Genomic DNA, 15433 nt, shown 5'->3' with positions numbered 1-15433 from the left:
CCTGCGCCTCCGAGGAGACATCGCGGAAGATCGGGTCGCGCCGCATCTCGGCGACGAGCCTTTGCGCCCATTGCGAGACCTCGGCGGCGTCGGTCGCGGTCAGCGTGTACTGGTATTGCGAGCGGCTGGACTGGGTCGAGATCTGCACGTCCTGCACCGGCTGAAAGTACACCGTCATGCCGGGCACCGTCGCGATCTTCTCCTTCAGCCGCTCGATCACCTTGACGACGCCCTCGCGCCGCTGGTCGAGCGGCTTCAGCGTCATTACCAGACGGCCGACATTGGTGGTCGGATTGACCGAGCCCGAGCCGATCACCGAGACAACGCCAACCACATCAGGATCGGCCTTGATGATGTTTGAGACCGCGCTCTGCCGCCGCTGCATCTCGGCGAACGAGACGTCGGGCCCGGCCTCGGTCACCGCCGTGATCGACGAGGTGTCCTGCAGCGGCAGAAAACCCTTCGGTGCCAGCACATACATGATCAGCGTCAGCGCGATGGTCGCGAACGTCACCAGCAGCGTCGCGCGCTGGCGCCGCAGCACCCAGAGCAGCGTCCGATGGTAGAACTCCACCATGCGGTCGATGAAGCGGCTGACCGCGGCGAGGCCCGGGACCGCCATCTCCTCATGGATGTTCTTGAGCAGCCGCGAGCACATCATCGGCGTCAGCGTCAGCGAGACGATCGCCGAGGTCACGACCGCGATCGTCAGGGTGAGCGCGAATTCGCGGAACATGCGGCCAACCAGGCCGGACATGAACAGCAGCGGGATGAACACCGCGATGAGCGACACCGTCAGCGAGATCACGGTGAAGCCGATCTCGCTGGCCCCCTTCAGCGAGGCCTCCATCACCGTCTCGCCGTCTTCTATGTGGCGGACGATGTTCTCGATCATGACGATGGCGTCGTCGACCACAAACCCGGTTCCGATGGTCAGCGCCATCAGCGACAGATTGTCGAGGCTGAAGCCGGCGAAATACATGACACCGAAGCTCGTGATCAGCGACAGCGGCAGCGCGACGCCGGCAATCAGGGTCGCGCGCAGCGACCGCAGGAACAAGAGCACCACCAGGGTCACCAGCACCACGCTCAGGATCAGCGTGAACTGCACGTCGCGGACCGAGGCGCGGATCGTCACGGTGCGGTCGGAGACGATGGTCAACTTGACGCCGGCCGGGACCGACCGCTGCAGCCGCGGGATTTCGCCGCGGATCTGCTTGACGACGTCGATGACGTTGGCGCCAGGCTGACGCTGGATATCGATGATGACTGCCGGCGTGCCCTGATACCAGCCGCCGGTGCGGTCGTTCTCCAGCCCGTCGACGATCTGGGCGACGTCGCCGATCGTGACCGGCGAGCCGTTGCGATAGGCGATGATGATCGGCCGGTAGGCGTCGGCGGCGGCGATCTGGTCGTTGGCGGCGATGGTGTAGGATTGCTGGGCGCCGTCGAGCGAACCCTTCGGCCCCGACACGTTGGCGCCGGCGATCGCGTTGCGCAGATCCTCCATCGCGATGCCATAGGCCGCGAGCCGGGCCAGATCGGCCTGGACGCGCACCGCCGGCTTCAATCCGCCGAGGATCGAGACCCGGCCGACGCCGGAAATCTGGCTCAGCCGTTGGCCCAGGATGGTGTCGGCGAGATCGCTCATCGCCCGCAGCGAGATCGTGTCCGAGGTCAGCGCCAGCGTCATCACCGGCGCGTCCGCCGGGTTCACCTTGGCGTAGACAGGCGGATACGGCAGCGCCTTCGGCAAAATGCCGGCGGCAGCGTTGATCGCGGCCTGCACATCCTGCGTGGCGCCATCAATGTCGCGGTTGAGGTCGAACTGCAGCGATATCTGGCTGACGCCGAACGAGCTCGTCGAGTTCATTGACGACAGTGACGGGATCTGCCCGAGCTGCCGCTCCAGCGGCGCCGTGATCAGCGAGGCCACCACGTCGGGGCTCGCGCCGGGCAATTGCGTCGTCACCTGCACGGTCGGGAAGTCGACCTGCGGCAGCGCCGAGACCGGCAGCGCCCAGTAGCCGAGCGCGCCGCCGATCATCAGCGCGATGCCGAGCAGCGAGGTGGCGATCGGCCGGCGGATGAACGGTTCGGAGACGCTCATGGCTGCGTGCTCGCTGTTAGATGATCGGACATTACGAAGTCAGGATGCCGGTCATGGCTGCGCCTTCGGCGCGCCGCCCGACTGTTCGCCCCCTGCTGCCGGCGCGGGCGCCGGTCCGGACTGCCCCTTCTGATCGCCTTCGCTGTGCTCGTGCCGGCCGCGATGCTCGCCGTCCTTGCCCTGCCAGTCTTTCTTACCGTCCTTGCCTTGACCTTCGCCTTGCGCCCCGCGCTTGCCGTCAGGATTGCGGCTGCGCTTGCGCGGCGCGAGATCGGCGGCCGGCGGCCCGTCGTCCTTGCCGACCACGACCTTCGCGCCATCGGCGAGATTGGCAAAGCCGGTTGTCACGACGCGGTCCGACGTGGTCAGGCCGCTGGCGATGACGGCTTCATGCTCGTTCTGCTGGGTGACCGTGACCGGCTTGGCGGTGACGATGTCGCCCTCGCCGATCACGTAGCTGAAGGTGCCGGCCGGACCGCGCTGCACCGCCGAGGTCGGCACCACGATCGCCTGCGGCAGGGTCTCGACCTTGAGCCGCACATTGACGAACTGGCCCGGCCAGAGCTGGTAGCTGGCGTTGGGCAATTCGGCCTTCAGCTTCAGCGTGCCGGTGGTCGGATCGACCTGGTTGTCGATGCCGGTCAGCTTGCCGGTATCGATCACGGTGACGCCGTCATTGCCGAACACGTCCACCGCAAGCTGGCCCTTCGCGGCTGCGGCGTTGACCCGCATGATCTGCTGCTGCGGCAGGCTGAACCACACCGCGATCGGCTGCAGCTGGGTCAGGATCACGAGCCCGGTGGTGTCGGAGGCGTGGATGATGTTGCCCTGGTCGACCTGACGCAGGCCGGCGCGACCTGTGATCGGCGCGACGATCTTGGTGTAGCCGAGCGTGGCGCGTGCATTGTCGATCTGGGCCTGATCAGCCTTGATGATGGCCTCCTGCTGCGCGACCAGCGCACGCTGCGTGTCGGCCTGCTGCTTGGAGCCAGCATTGGTGGCGGCGAGTTGCTCATAGCGGGCGAGATCGATTTTTTGGTTGGCGAGCAGCGCTTCGTCCTTGGCCTTCGTGGCCACCGCCTGGTCGTACTGCGCCTGATAGATCGCAGGATCAATCTCGCCCAGCACGTCGCCCTTCTTGACGTCCTGGCCTTCGACGAAATTCACCTTGAGCAGCTTGCCATCGACCTGCGAGCGCACGATGACCGTGTTGAGCGCCCTCACCGAGCCTACGCCGTCGAGGTAAACCGGCACGTCCTGCACATGCGGCGTCGCCGCGAGCACCGGCACCGGCAGATCGGGCCGCGCGCCTGCACCACGCCCGCCGCCGCCATTTTGCTTGGGCTGGAAGGCGAGCCAGCCGAGATAGCCGAGGCCGCCCAGGATCACGAGCGTGACGAGCAAGGACACCATGCGCCCAAGCAGGCGCGAGAGGAGGCTCCGCTTGCGCGGCGCCTTGCTTTTCTCCTCGTCCGTCGAGTCGGGCTTAAAGAGCATCGACCGGTCTTTCCATCTTCGGTTCCCAGCCGCCCCCTAATGCCTGATATAGGCTCACGATCGCCGATAGCCGGGCCAGTTGGGCCTGCGAATAGGCATCTTCCGCCTGGAACAGGGTCAGCTGCGTGTTTAGCACAGTTACGATATCGGCGGTGCCGGCCTTGAGCTGCTGCTCGGCGAGGTCGAAGGCGCGCCGCGACGACGACAGCACGTCGCGCTGCAGCTGCAGCCGGCGCGTGGTCTCGCGGATCGCGACCAGCGCATTGTCGACGTCGGTGAACGACTGCACCACCGTCTTGCGGTAGGTCTGCAGCAACTCGTCCTGCCTGGCCTTGGTGTATTCGAAATTGCCGAGGATCCGGCCGCCGTCGAAGATCGGCTGGGTCATGCTGCCGACCAGGTTGAAGAAGGCGGCATGCGGCTGGAACAGCGAGACCAGCGCCTGGCTCTGGTAGCCGCCCGTTCCGGTCAGCTGGATGCTCGGGAAGAACTGCGCCCGCGCGCTGCCGACATTGGCGGTGGCGGATGCAAGCTGTGCCTCCTGCCGGCGGATATCGGGACGCTGGGTCAGCAATTCAGACGGCAGGCCCGGCGTGACGCGCGGGATCGCAACGGCGTTGAGCGAGCCGCCGGAGACGCGCACGCTTTCCGGCGGCCGCGACACCAGCACCGCCAGCGCGTTGATACTCTGGTCGAGCGTCTGCCGCAGCGGCGGCACCAGCGCGCGCTGGTTGGCGAGCACGCTCTCCTGCTGCGCGACGTCGAGATCGGAGCCGGTGCCGGCCTTGAAGCGCTCCTTGATCGCATTGAGGATGCGCTCGGCGCTGGCGATGTTGCGCTGCGCGGTGCGCAGGCGGTCCTGCGTCGCCAGCACGGTGAAATAAGCATTGGCGACGCTCGCCAGCGTGGTCAGCGCCACCACCTCACGGTCGAACCGGTTGGCAACGGCGGTCTCCTCCGCCGCCTGCGCGGCGTCGCGGTTCTGGCCCCAGAAGTCGAGCTGATAGCTGGCGCTCAGCGAGGCGTTGTAGTTCACCACCTCGCGCCCGCCGTTGGTGAGGCCGCTGGCGCTGGAGCCGGAGGTGCGCGAGTAGGTTTCCGATCCGTTGAGGTTGAGGGTCGGCAGCAGCGCCGCGCCGGCCTGCCGCGCCAGCGCGTCGGCCTGGCGGAAGCGTGCAACCGCAGCTGCGATGTCGAGGTTGACGGTCTGCGCCTCCTCCATCAGCTGCGTCAGCTCCTTGGAGCGGAAGCCCCGCCACCAATCGAGCGTCGGAAGCGCGTCGCCCGGCCGGCCGAGACGCGCGGCCTTGTAGCCCTGAGGCACGTCGAGCGCGGAATCCGGGATGTCCTGGGTCAGAATGCAGCCGGCAGAGCCGGCGACCAGGCCGAGCGCAACAAGCGAGCGTGCCGCGAGCCGGCGCGCGCGGACGGCGAGGCCGAACCGGCCTCCAGGCACCATCACGGACACGGGCTGGGTCACACCCGTTCTCCGCCGAAGCCAGACTTCGCCCGTGGCGCACGAATGCCGCGTTCAGCGATGGTCTGGGTGACGTTCACGGGGGTATGCTTCAAATGGAACCTGCCTGTCCCATTCTACCCTTGGGACAATGGGGCGGACAGCCCCGTCACGATTGCGCGGCGTCGCATCGCAAGCGATTCGTGGCTACCTTGAATGCCGACTTTTCCCTATTTTTTACGGCATTTCCGCGCATTTCGGCCCCGTGCCGGAAGTCACGATTCTTACAAAGATTTCATGGGGATTTCTCGGCTCCTGTTGCATTGAATCCGCAAGATGTGCCGGCGCGACGCCAGACTCGCGCCACCGCCCACTGCGCCGTCAGGTCTTGATTGGCCGAGAGCGCGCAACTCGTGCGAAACCGCCGACCACAGGATGATTCTACTGGCCGACCCGACCGCCGCAAAACTGCGTTCTCCCCACGCCCGTGACATCCGCGCGTGCGAGGTCAAGCGTGTTGAACCGGTCTTTTGCCGCAGTGCAAAAGCCCTTCCCTTTTTCGATCAGCACACTAGGTTCGCCAAGCAAGACACAGCCCGGCAAAGAAATTCCCCGACATGATATTCAACAAAGACGTCATCGAAGCGATCGGCAACACCCCGCTCATCAAGCTGAAACGCGCGTCCGAACTGACCGGCTGCACCATTCTCGGCAAGGCCGAATTCATGAATCCGGGCCAGTCGGTGAAGGATCGCGCCGGCAAATGGATGATCCTGGAGGCCGAGAGGCGCGGCACGCTGAAGCCCGGCGGGCTCGTGGTCGAGTCGACCGCGGGCAATACCGGGATCGGGCTTGCTGTCGTGGCGAGTGCGCGCGGCTACCGCACCCTGATCGTCATTCCGGAGACGCAGAGCCAGGAAAAGAAGGACATGCTGCGGCTGTGCGGCGCCGAGCTGGTCGAGGCGCCGGCGCTGCCCTTCGCCAATCCGAACAACTACCAGCATCTCGGCAGGCGGCTCGCCGAGCAACTGCGCAAGACCGAACCGAACGGCGTGCTGTTCGCCGACCAGTGGAACAATCTCGACAATCCCAAGGCGCATTACGACTCGACCGGACCGGAAATCTGGCAGCAGACCGACGGCAAGGTCGACGGCTTCATCTGCTCGGTCGGCACCGGCGGCACGCTTGCCGGCGTCAGCCGCTACCTGAAGGAAAAGAACCCGGCCATCGTCACCGCCTGCGCCGATCCGCACGGCTTCGGGATGTATGAACTGTTCAAGAATGGGCAGGTCAAATCAACGCCGGGCGATTCGATCACGGAAGGCATCGGGCTCGGACGCGTCACGCCGGTGGTCGAGACTGCGAAGGTCGACACCGCGTTCCTGATCTCCGATGAGGAAGCCGTGACCATCATCTATGAGCTTTTGGAGCACGAAGGCCTGTGCCTCGGCGGCTCGACCGGCGTTAACATCGCAGGCGCGATCCAGCTCGCCAAGCAGCTCGGCCGCGGCAAGACCATCGTCACCATCCTCTGCGACTCCGGCAACCGCTATCAGTCCAAGCTGTTCAACCCGGCCTTCATGCGCTCGAAGAACCTGCCGGTCCCGGAATGGCTGGAAAAGCGCAGCAAGATCGAGCTGCCGCTGGTCTAGGAAGCCAATAGCCAATGGTGAGTAGCGAATAGCGAGAAGCTCGATTCGCTACTCCCTACTCGCTCATCTCAGGATTTGACTTAGGAACAGCTTCGACCGCGCGTGCTGCGGGTTGGCGAAGAATTCCTGCGGCGTGTTCGATTCGATGATCTGGCCCGCGTCCATGAAGACGACGCGGTTGGCGACCTCGCGGGCAAAGCCCATTTCGTGGGTCACGACCAGCATAGTCATGCCCTCCTTGGCAAGATCGACCATGGTGTCGAGCACCTCCTTGACCATCTCCGGGTCGAGCGCCGAGGTCGGCTCGTCGAACAGCATCACCTTCGGGTTCATGGTCAGCGCGCGGGCGATCGCAACGCGCTGCTGCTGACCGCCCGACATCTGGCCGGGAAACTTGTTGGCCTGATGCGGGATCTTGACCCGCTCGAGGAACTTCATCGCGGTGGCCTCGGCATCCTTCTTCGGGATGTTGCGCACCCAGATCGGCGCCAGCGTGCAATTGTCGAGCACGGTGAGATGCGGGAACAGGTTGAAGCTCTGGAACACCATGCCGACCTCGCGGCGGACTTCGTCGACACGGCGAAGGTTCGGGCCGAGGTCGATGCCGTCGACCACGATCTCGCCCTCCTGGAATTCCTCCAGCGCGTTGATGCAGCGGATCAGGGTCGACTTGCCCGAACCGGACGGGCCGCAGATCACGATGCGCTCGCCCTTGCCGACCTCCAGGTTGATGTCGCGCAGCACATGGAAGTCGCCGTACCATTTGTTGAGAGCGGAAATGCTGACGATCGGGGTTGTGGACATGGTGACCTTGTTCAGTGGCGGCGGTGAGCGTTGAGCCGGTTTTCGACGAACAGCGAGTAGCGCGACATTCCAAAGCAGAACACGAAATAGATCATTCCAGCGAAGGCGAAGCCGGTAAAGGCCGTAGTCGGCGTCGACCAGGTCGGATCGGAGAACGTCGCATGCAACGACCCCAAGAGGTCGAACAGCGCGACGATCGAGACCAGCGAGGTGTCCTTGAACAGCGCGATGAAGCTGTTGACGAGCCCCGGAATGACGTGGCGCAGCGCCTGCGGCATCACGATCAGCGACGCGGTCTTCCACCAGGACAGGCCGAGCGCGCTCGCCGCCTCGCCCTGCCCGCGCGGGATTGCGGCAAGGCCGCCGCGCACCACCTCGGCCTGGTAGGCGCCGGCAAACAGCGCAATGCCGATCAGCGCACGGACCAGCCCGTCGACGTTGAAGTTGCCCGGCAGGAACAGCGGCAGCATGTAGGTAGCGAAGAACAGCACCGTGATCAGCGGCACGCCACGCCAGAACTCGATGAAGGCGATCGAGAATATCCGGATCAGCGGAATGGTCGAGCGGCGGCCCAGCGCCAGCGCGATCCCGATCGGCATCGAGGTGACGATGCCGGTGACAGACACCACCAGCGTCACCAGGAGGCCGCCCCACAGCCTGGTGTCGACGATGGGCAGTCCGCCGCGGTCGAGCCCCATCAGCTTGATCACGATCGCGATGCCGGCAAAGCTCGCCAGGCTCCCGAGCAGCGCGCGTTGTCCGGTTCGCATGCCGCCGCCGAGGAAAAACAGGATCGGCGAGACGATCGCCGTGGTCAGCAGGAAGTCGAACCACAGCGGCTGGCTCGACATCTGAAGCTGCTCGCGCAGCCAGGTCACGGGAAAGATCAGCCAGCCGATCAGGCTGCCGACGAGCACGATGATGTTGCCGACCGCCCACAGCAGCGGCCCGATCGCCGAACTCCGGCTGAGATTGACCAGCGCCTGACCGGCATTGACGACGCTGTCGTCGAACAGCTGCAACAGGCTCGCGACCCAGCTGACGCCGAAACCGGCTAGTCCGCCGCCGCGCAGCAGGAAGAAGGCGACCGCCGGGAACGCGAAGAACAGGCTCGCATTCAGGCCCTTCGCCGGCAGGCGCGGAATAAGGAGTGGCAGCAACAGGACGGCCGCGAGGACGAAGGTCAGGTTGACGCGCCAGCGCTCGGCTTCCGGATAGAAGCCATAGATCAGCTGGGTGAGCTTGGCCTGGATATAGGGCCAGCAGGCGCCGACCTGACGGCCGGCAGTCTCGGCGAGGCATGCATTGCGGTCCTTGCCGCTCCAGACCGCATCGACCAGCAGGAACTTGAACGCGGGAACGATCGTGTACCAGAGCAGCCCCAGCGCCACGACCGTCAGCAGGATATTGGTCGGCGAATTCAACAGCCGCGTGCGGATGAAACCGACGAGGCCGGTGGTCTTCACCGGCGCCCGGCGCTCAGGCACCAGGTCCTGCCGGACAAAGGATGACGCGATGGCGTCGGTCATGCCCCAAGGCTCCGGTTGATGCGCCAGCCATAGACACTCATGATCGCGCTGGTGACCAGCGAGATCAGGAGGTACACGCCCATGGTGATGGCGATGATCTCGATCGCCTGGCCGGTCTGGCTCAGCGTCGTTCCGGCAAATACCGAGACCAGGTCGGGATAGCCGATCGCGACCGCCAGCGACGAATTCTTGGTCAGGTTGAGGTACTGGTTGGTCAGCGGCGGAACGATGACGCGCATCGCCTGCGGCACGACGATCAGCCGCAAGGTGGTGCCGCGCGACAGGCCGAGCGACGAGCCGGCTTCCATCTGTCCCTTATGGACCGACAGAATACCGGCGCGGACGATCTCGGCGATGAAGGCCGCCGTATAGGTCGACAGCGCAACCACCAGCGCAACCAGCTCCGGAATCACCCGCGCGCCGCCGGCGAAGTTGAAGCCCTTGAGTTGCGGCAACTCGAAGGTCACCGGCAGCCCGAACACCAGCATCGTCACCAGCGGTAAACCAGTCAGCAGGCCGAGCACATAGGGCCAGATCCGGATCGCCTGCCCGCGTTGAAACAGCGCCCGCCTTGCGTAGCCGCGCAGCGCCAGCGCGCCTGCGATGGCGATCGCGTGCGCGATCAGAAACGGATCAAGCCCGGCCTCGCCGATCGGCCGCGGGATCACCAGCCCGCGATTGGAGAGGAAGAAGGCGTTGAACAGCGAGATGCTCTGGCGCGGCCCCGGCAGCGCCGCGAGCACCGCGAGGTACCAGAATAACAGCTGGAACAGCAGCGGCAGATTGCGGACGATCTCGACATAGATCTCGCCGAACCGCGCCAGCAGCCAGTTCGGCGACAGCCGGCACAGCGCAATGATGAAGCCAATGATGGTGGCGAAGACGATGCCAATGCCCGCAACCAGCAGCGTGTTGAGCAGGCCGACGAAGAACACCCGCGTGTAGGTGTCCGACCCCGAATACGGGATCAGGTTCAGGCTGACATCAAAGCCCGCATTGTTTTTGAGAAACCCGAACCCGGAGGCAATGCGCTGCGTCTCCAGGTTGGCGCGGGCATTGGCCACGATCTCATAGGCGACCCAGGCCAACACCGCCGCGAACACGATCTGCACGGCAAGGCCAGTCCAGCCGGACTGGCCGCCGAGCGCGCGCTTCAGGCGGAAGATGAACTGCGGCGGTGGTTTTCGGGGCTCGGTCGTCATCGCCGCAGCCGCCTCGTCACCGATCAGCGGATCGGAGGCGCGTACTGGATGCCGCCCTTGTTCCAGAGATTGTTGAGCCCGCGTGCGATCTGCAGCTTCGATCCGGCGCCGACGTTGCGGTCGTACATCTCGCCGTAATTGCCGACGGCCTTGATGATGCGGGAGAACCAGTCCTTGGTCAGGCCGAGTTGCTCACCGAGATTGCCGTCGGTGCCGAACGCGCGCTTGAGGTCGGGCTTGTCCGACTTGGCCATCTCGTCGACGTTCTTCTGGGTGACGCCGAGTTCCTCGGCATTGATCTGGGCGAACAGCGCCCACTTCACGATGTCGAACCACTGGTCGTCGCCATGGCGAACCATCGGGCCGAGCGGCTCCTTGGAGATGATCTCGGGCAGCACGACGTGGTCGGCCGGGTTGGCGAGCTTCAGCCGCTGCGCATAGAGCTGGGACACGTCGGAGGTGAACACGTCGCAACGGCCGGTCTCGTAGGCCTTCACGGTCTCGTCGGCGCCGGCGAACGCGATCACCTCGTACTTCATGTTGTTGCCCTTGAAGTAGTCGGCGAGGTTCTGCTCGGTCGTGGTGCCGGTCTGCACGCAGACCGACGCGCTGTTCAGCTCCAGCGCCGAGTTCACCTTGAGCGACTTCTTCACCAGGAAGCCCTGCCCGTCATAATAGGTCACGCCGGTGAAGTTGGCGCCGAGCGAGGTATCGCGCGACAGCGTCCAGGTGGTATTGCGCGACAGCACATCGATCTCGCCCGACTGCAGCGCGGTGAAGCGGTCCTTGGCCGACAGCGGCACGAACTTGACCTTGGACGGATCGTCGAAGATCGCCGCCGCGATGCCACGACAGATGTCGACGTCGATGCCGGTCCAGTTCCCCTTGTCGTCCGGCGACGAGAAGCCCGGCAGGCCGCCGCTGACGCCGCAGGACAGCTGGCCTCGGTCCTTGACCGTCTTGAGGGTTTGGGCCGAGGCGGCCTGGACCGACAGGGCGGCGGCAGCGGCAAGGGTGACAGCCAGGGATACGCGTTTCATGGGCGGGGCCTTTCAGGGTCGTCCGGTGGACGTTTGCATTGTGATCGCCTCGCGTTCACGGGCCATCCCAATGATCCCTTGCAGCAAAAATGCCGATTTGACCGGCAGTTTGACCTGCAGACCGGTCAGGCAACGGATCGTAGGTCGCGGCAGGCCCCTCAACGTGCGGCGACTGGTAGTTGCGCCGCATCACATAGCGACTGACGAGCCGGGTCAAGGGGTTGACGCATGTCTTCTACCTCTTGTTAGTAACACCTCCCGGCCCGGCCCCGTCTTCGCGGTACGGCTGCGGCAAAAAGTCTAAAGTTCAACGGCAGCGCTCCATGACCTCCTCCGACGGCTCCACGCCCTCCCACCCGCAACAGGCCGCCACCCGCCTGGTCACGGCCGGCCGCGACACCAAGGCCCAGAAGGGCTTTGTCAATCCGCCGGTGTTTCACGGCTCGACCGTGCTCTATCCGACCGCGGAGGACCTGCACGCCCATCGCGCCGAATTTACCTATGGCCGCCACGGCAGCCCGACCACACGGGCGCTGCAGGACGTGCTGATGGCGCTGGAAGGCCCGCAATGCGCTGGCGTCGGCCTTGCCCCGTCGGGACTGGCGTCGATCAGCACCACGCTGCTCGCCGTGCTCAAAACCGGCGATCACCTTCTGGTGTGCGACAATGCCTATCGGCCGACCCGCAATTTCTGCGACAACATGCTCAAGCGCTACGGCATCGAGACCAGCTATTTCGACCCGCTGATCGGCGCCGGCATCGAGACGCTATTCAAGCCGAACACCCGCGCCGTGCTGATCGAAGCGCCCGGCTCGCAGACGTTCGAGATGCCGGACGTGCGGGCGATATCGGCCGTGGCGCACGCCCGCGGCGCGCTCATGATCGACGACAACACCTGGGCGACGCCGCTCTATCACCGCTCGCTCGAACAGGGCGTCGACATCAGCATGCAGGCCGGCACCAAATATATCGGCGGCCACTCCGACATCATGTTCGGCACCATCGCAGCCAATGCGAAAGCCTGGCCGTTGATTCAGGAGGCGATCCGCCTGCTCGGCGTCTGCGCCGGCCCCGACGACGTCTATCTCGCGCTGCGCGGGGTTCGCACGCTATCGGTGCGGCTTGCGCAGCACCACCGCTCCGGGCTCGAGATCGCGCGCTGGCTCGGCGCGCGGCCCGAGGTCGATCGCGTGCTGCACCCTGCCCTCGACACCGATCCCGGGCACGCGATCTGGAAACGCGACTTCACCGGCGCCTCCGGGCTGTTCAGCATCGTGCTGAAGCCGGTGCCGCAGACCGCGGTCGATGCAATGCTGAACGCGCTCACCCTGTTCGGCATGGGCTTTTCCTGGGGCGGATTCGAAAGCCTCGCCATCCCGTTCGACTGCAGCGACTATCGCACCGCGACCAAATGGTCGCCGGGCGGGCCGACGCTGCGGCTGCATATCGGGCTCGAGAATCTCGACGACCTCAAGGCCGATCTCGACCGTGGATTTGCGGCGCTGAAGGCCGCGCTCTGATCCTCGCGCCCTGCCACGTTAGGCGACATTAACCACGCTCCACCGGCGCTGACGCCGCGTTGCGACCAACGTCGTACGCCTTAAGCACGCACGATCTCCGGGATTCTGCGGAGATGCAACCGCGCCGATAACCCGCCGTTCACCATCCCCACCAATCCCTTAATTGTCCGGACCTTCCATCAAGTTCCCTTATACTTTTGCGGCCGTAGTGATGCCTCGGGAAGGGCTGTCAGTGCCGCAAGGACGCGATTGCCCTATGTGAAGGGCATTCAGACAATCGCATGAAAACGGCACGCATCGTGGTCCTCGGCATCGCCGGCGTCGCAGGCCTCGCGGCCATGTATCTCGCGAGCGTCGGCGATCGCAAACCGGCGCCGATCGCGCCGCCCGTCGCGCAACTGCCGACCGTCGAAGTGCTGGTCGCAAAGTCCGACATCGGGCTCGGTCAATCGGTCAAGGCCGAAGACATCCAGTGGCAGCGCTGGCCGGCTGAAACTGCAAGCAGCGCGTTCATCCGTCACGACGCCAACGCCAACGCCATAAACGACGTTATCGGTTCGATCGCACGCGCACCCTTCATCGTCGGCGAACCGATCCGCGAGCAAAAGCTGGTCAAGGCCAATGGAAGCGGCTTCATGGCCGCGATCCTGCCCTCCGGCATGCGCGCGATCTCCACCGAAATCTCGCCGGAGACCGGCGCCGGCGGCTTCATTCTGCCGAACGATCGCGTCGATGTGATCCTGTCGCGTCGCGACAAGAATCTCGATCAGCAAGGCGGCCGCGATATCGTCACCACTGAAATCCTGCTGTCCAACGTCCGCGTGCTGGCGATCGACCAGGCGCCGAAGGAGAAGGACGGCAACAACTCCCTCGTCGGCAAGACCGTGACCCTCGAGCTCAAGCCCGAGCAGGCCGAGACGCTGGCGCGCGCCCGGCAGAGCGGCACGCTGGCGCTGGCGCTGCGCAGCATCGCCGACGTCAACGAGCAGACCGACGAGACCAGAGACCATGCCCCGAAGCGGGGCGAGAGCATCAAGGTGGTGCGCTTCGGCATCCCGAGCTCTCTGACGACACAGAAGTGATGGGGGCTTCGATATGACGACGGGTGCGAAACAATTGGCGACGTCGACCACGCTGGTCCGCGCGCTGTCATTGTCGGCGATCACCGCGCTGATGCTGATCCCTGCCCTTGCCAGCGCGACCGATCCCGACAAGAACGCGGATGTGGCGGTGACCAGCAGCATCGCCGCCAAGACGCGCTCCGTCTCGCTCGGCGTTGGCAAGTCGGTCGTGGTCGATCTGCCGCGCGAGGCCAAGGACGTTCTGGTCGCCGATCCCAAGATCGCCAACGCCGTGATCCGTTCGGCGCAGCGCGCCTATATCATCGGCGCGGCGGTCGGTCAGACCAACGTGGTGTTCTTCGACGCCGACGGCAACCAAGTCGCCTCTTACGACATCGCGATCAAGCGCGACCTCAACGGCATGCGCGCCGCGCTGAAGCAGATGCTGCCCGGCGTGCAGATCGAGGGCGTCGGCGACAGCGTCGTCCTGACCGGCACGGTGGCAAGCCCGGTCGAGGCCCAGCAGGCCGGCGACATCGCCGCCAAACTGGTCGGCAGCGCCGACAAGGTCGTCAATTCCATCGTGGTCCGCGGCCGCGACCAGGTGATGCTGAAAGTCACCGTCGCCGAAGTCCGCCGGGACGTCGTCAAGCAGCTCGGCGTCGACCTCAGCGCCAATATGAACTACGGCACCGCCGCGGTGGTCTTCAACAACGCCAACGCCTTCACCGCCAATAACGGTGCGCTCGCCCCCAACAACGGGCTGACGGGCGCAGCCCTGAACAAGCTCGGCGTGCCGACCGTCACCGCGACGCTGCGCGCGATGGAGAGCGCGGGCGTGGTGAAGACGCTGGCCGAGCCCAACCTCACCGCGATCTCCGGCGAGTCGGCGACCTTCATTTCGGGCGGCGAGTTTCCGATTCCGACCGGCGTCACCTGCCAGACGACGACGTCGGGCACGATCGGCAATTGCGTTCAGACCGTCAGCTTCAAGAAATTCGGCATCTCGCTCAACTTCACGCCGGTGGTGCTGACCGAGGGACGGATCAGCCTGAAGGTGATGACCGAGGTCTCCGAAGTCTCGATGGAAAACGCCCTGACCGGCGGCCAGAACGGCACGACCATTCCCTCGATCAAGACCCGCCGCGCCGATACCACGCTGGAGGTGCCCTCCGGCGGTTCGATCGCGATGGCCGGCTTGATCCAGGAGCAGACCAAGCAGGCCATCAACGGCATGCCCGGCGTCGATCAGATCCCGATCCTCGGCCAGCTCTTCAGGAGCCAGGACTTCGTCAACAACGAGACCGAGCTCATGGTCATCGTGACGCCCTACGTGGTGCGCGCCGTGGCGCAGAAGGAGCTGTCCCGTCCCGACGACGGATTTGCCCCGGCGTCCGACGCGCAGTCGGCCCTGCTGGCGCGCGTCAATCGCATCTACGGCGTCGCCGCCCGCAGCGAGCCGATCGGCGCCACGCCAGTCAATTTCGGCTTCATCATCGACTGAGGCGCGGACCTGAAGGGTTGGGGGATCCTATGATGACACGCAACACACAAGCTGGTCG

11 protein-coding genes are annotated in these 15433 nt (G+C 65.1%); 4 read left to right on the top strand and 7 right to left on the bottom strand.

Features of this window, described 5'->3' with window-relative positions; translation table 11 throughout:
* The 3 genes from AKL29_RS13785 to AKL29_RS13775 form a co-directional block, all read right to left on the bottom strand.
* Positions 1-2110: efflux RND transporter permease subunit (locus AKL29_RS13785; protein WP_244482018.1), on the bottom strand; the 2110-nt coding region annotated here is incomplete at its 3' end.
* 51 nt (positions 2111-2161) lie between these two features.
* Positions 2162-3607 (bottom strand): efflux RND transporter periplasmic adaptor subunit, encoded by a 1446-nt coding sequence (locus tag AKL29_RS13780; protein ID WP_028331918.1) that lies wholly within the window; start codon positions 3605-3607, stop codon positions 2162-2164.
* Positions 3597-5066, bottom strand: a complete 1470-nt coding sequence (locus tag AKL29_RS13775) for an efflux transporter outer membrane subunit (RefSeq protein ID WP_050384553.1) — start codon at positions 5064-5066, stop codon at positions 3597-3599. The genes AKL29_RS13780 and AKL29_RS13775 overlap by 11 nt, the downstream gene beginning before the upstream one ends.
* Before the next feature lie 614 nt (positions 5067-5680).
* Here AKL29_RS13775 and AKL29_RS13770 point away from each other — a divergent pair.
* Complete coding sequence (locus tag AKL29_RS13770) at positions 5681-6715, top strand: cysteine synthase A (RefSeq protein WP_028331916.1); 1035 nt, start codon at positions 5681-5683, stop codon at positions 6713-6715.
* 63 nt (positions 6716-6778) lie between these two features.
* Here the strand turns inward: AKL29_RS13770 and AKL29_RS13765 are convergent, their stop codons facing one another.
* Genes AKL29_RS13765 through AKL29_RS13750 form a run of 4 tightly spaced genes read right to left on the bottom strand, consistent with a single transcriptional unit; the run spans position 6779 to position 11290 of the window.
* Positions 6779-7519 (bottom strand): amino acid ABC transporter ATP-binding protein, encoded by a 741-nt coding sequence (locus tag AKL29_RS13765; RefSeq protein WP_050384552.1) that lies wholly within the window; start codon positions 7517-7519, stop codon positions 6779-6781.
* An 11-nt stretch (positions 7520-7530) separates the two neighbouring features.
* Entirely contained in the window at positions 7531-9048 is a 1518-nt protein-coding gene (locus tag AKL29_RS13760) for an amino acid ABC transporter permease (RefSeq protein WP_050384551.1), read from the bottom strand.
* Positions 9045-10250: an amino acid ABC transporter permease gene (locus tag AKL29_RS13755; protein ID WP_050384550.1), complete on the bottom strand. Its 1206-nt coding sequence runs from the start codon at positions 10248-10250 to the stop codon at positions 9045-9047. The genes AKL29_RS13760 and AKL29_RS13755 overlap by 4 nt, the downstream gene beginning before the upstream one ends.
* Before the next feature lie 23 nt (positions 10251-10273).
* Entirely contained in the window at positions 10274-11290 is a 1017-nt protein-coding gene (locus tag AKL29_RS13750; protein WP_028331912.1) for an amino acid ABC transporter substrate-binding protein, read from the bottom strand.
* A 323-nt stretch (positions 11291-11613) separates the two neighbouring features.
* Between AKL29_RS13750 and metC the strand changes: the two genes are divergently transcribed.
* From metC to AKL29_RS13735, 3 genes are all read left to right on the top strand, one after another.
* A complete protein-coding gene (gene metC, locus AKL29_RS13745) occupies positions 11614-12810 on the top strand; it encodes a cystathionine beta-lyase (RefSeq protein WP_050384549.1) in 1197 nt (398 codons plus the stop codon).
* A gap of 281 nt (positions 12811-13091) precedes the next feature.
* Positions 13092-13892, top strand: coding sequence for a Flp pilus assembly protein CpaB (cpaB, locus tag AKL29_RS13740; protein ID WP_050384548.1), 801 nt, complete (start codon positions 13092-13094; stop codon positions 13890-13892).
* A 13-nt stretch (positions 13893-13905) separates the two neighbouring features.
* Entirely contained in the window at positions 13906-15375 is a 1470-nt protein-coding gene (locus AKL29_RS13735) for a type II and III secretion system protein family protein (RefSeq protein ID WP_028331909.1), read from the top strand.
* Positions 15376-15433: the final 58 nt, after the last annotated feature.

Origin of the sequence: Bradyrhizobium pachyrhizi, assembly GCF_001189245.1 — a bacterium.
GTDB lineage: Bacteria > Pseudomonadota > Alphaproteobacteria > Rhizobiales > Xanthobacteraceae > Bradyrhizobium > Bradyrhizobium pachyrhizi.
Note: the sequence above shows the minus strand (reverse complement) of the source record. Positions and strands in the feature narration are given on the sequence as shown.

Excerpts from the sequence above, each read along its gene's own strand:
- AKL29_RS13770 (WP_028331916.1), top strand. The coding sequence starts at position 5,681 with ATGATATTCAACAAAGACGTCATCGAAGCGATCGGCAACACCCCGCTC.
- AKL29_RS13760 (WP_050384551.1), bottom strand. The coding sequence starts at position 9,048 with ATGACCGACGCCATCGCGTCATCCTTTGTCCGGCAGGACCTGGTGCCT.
- AKL29_RS13780 (WP_028331918.1), bottom strand. The coding sequence starts at position 3,607 with ATGCTCTTTAAGCCCGACTCGACGGACGAGGAGAAAAGCAAGGCGCCG.
- AKL29_RS13755 (WP_050384550.1), bottom strand. The coding sequence starts at position 10,250 with ATGACGACCGAGCCCCGAAAACCACCGCCGCAGTTCATCTTCCGCCTG.
- AKL29_RS13750 (WP_028331912.1), bottom strand. The coding sequence starts at position 11,290 with ATGAAACGCGTATCCCTGGCTGTCACCCTTGCCGCTGCCGCCGCCCTG.
- metC (WP_050384549.1), top strand. The coding sequence starts at position 11,614 with ATGACCTCCTCCGACGGCTCCACGCCCTCCCACCCGCAACAGGCCGCC.
- AKL29_RS13735 (WP_028331909.1), top strand. The coding sequence starts at position 13,906 with ATGACGACGGGTGCGAAACAATTGGCGACGTCGACCACGCTGGTCCGC.
- cpaB (WP_050384548.1), top strand. The coding sequence starts at position 13,092 with ATGAAAACGGCACGCATCGTGGTCCTCGGCATCGCCGGCGTCGCAGGC.
- AKL29_RS13765 (WP_050384552.1), bottom strand. The coding sequence starts at position 7,519 with ATGTCCACAACCCCGATCGTCAGCATTTCCGCTCTCAACAAATGGTAC.
- AKL29_RS13775 (WP_050384553.1), bottom strand. The coding sequence starts at position 5,066 with ATGGTGCCTGGAGGCCGGTTCGGCCTCGCCGTCCGCGCGCGCCGGCTC.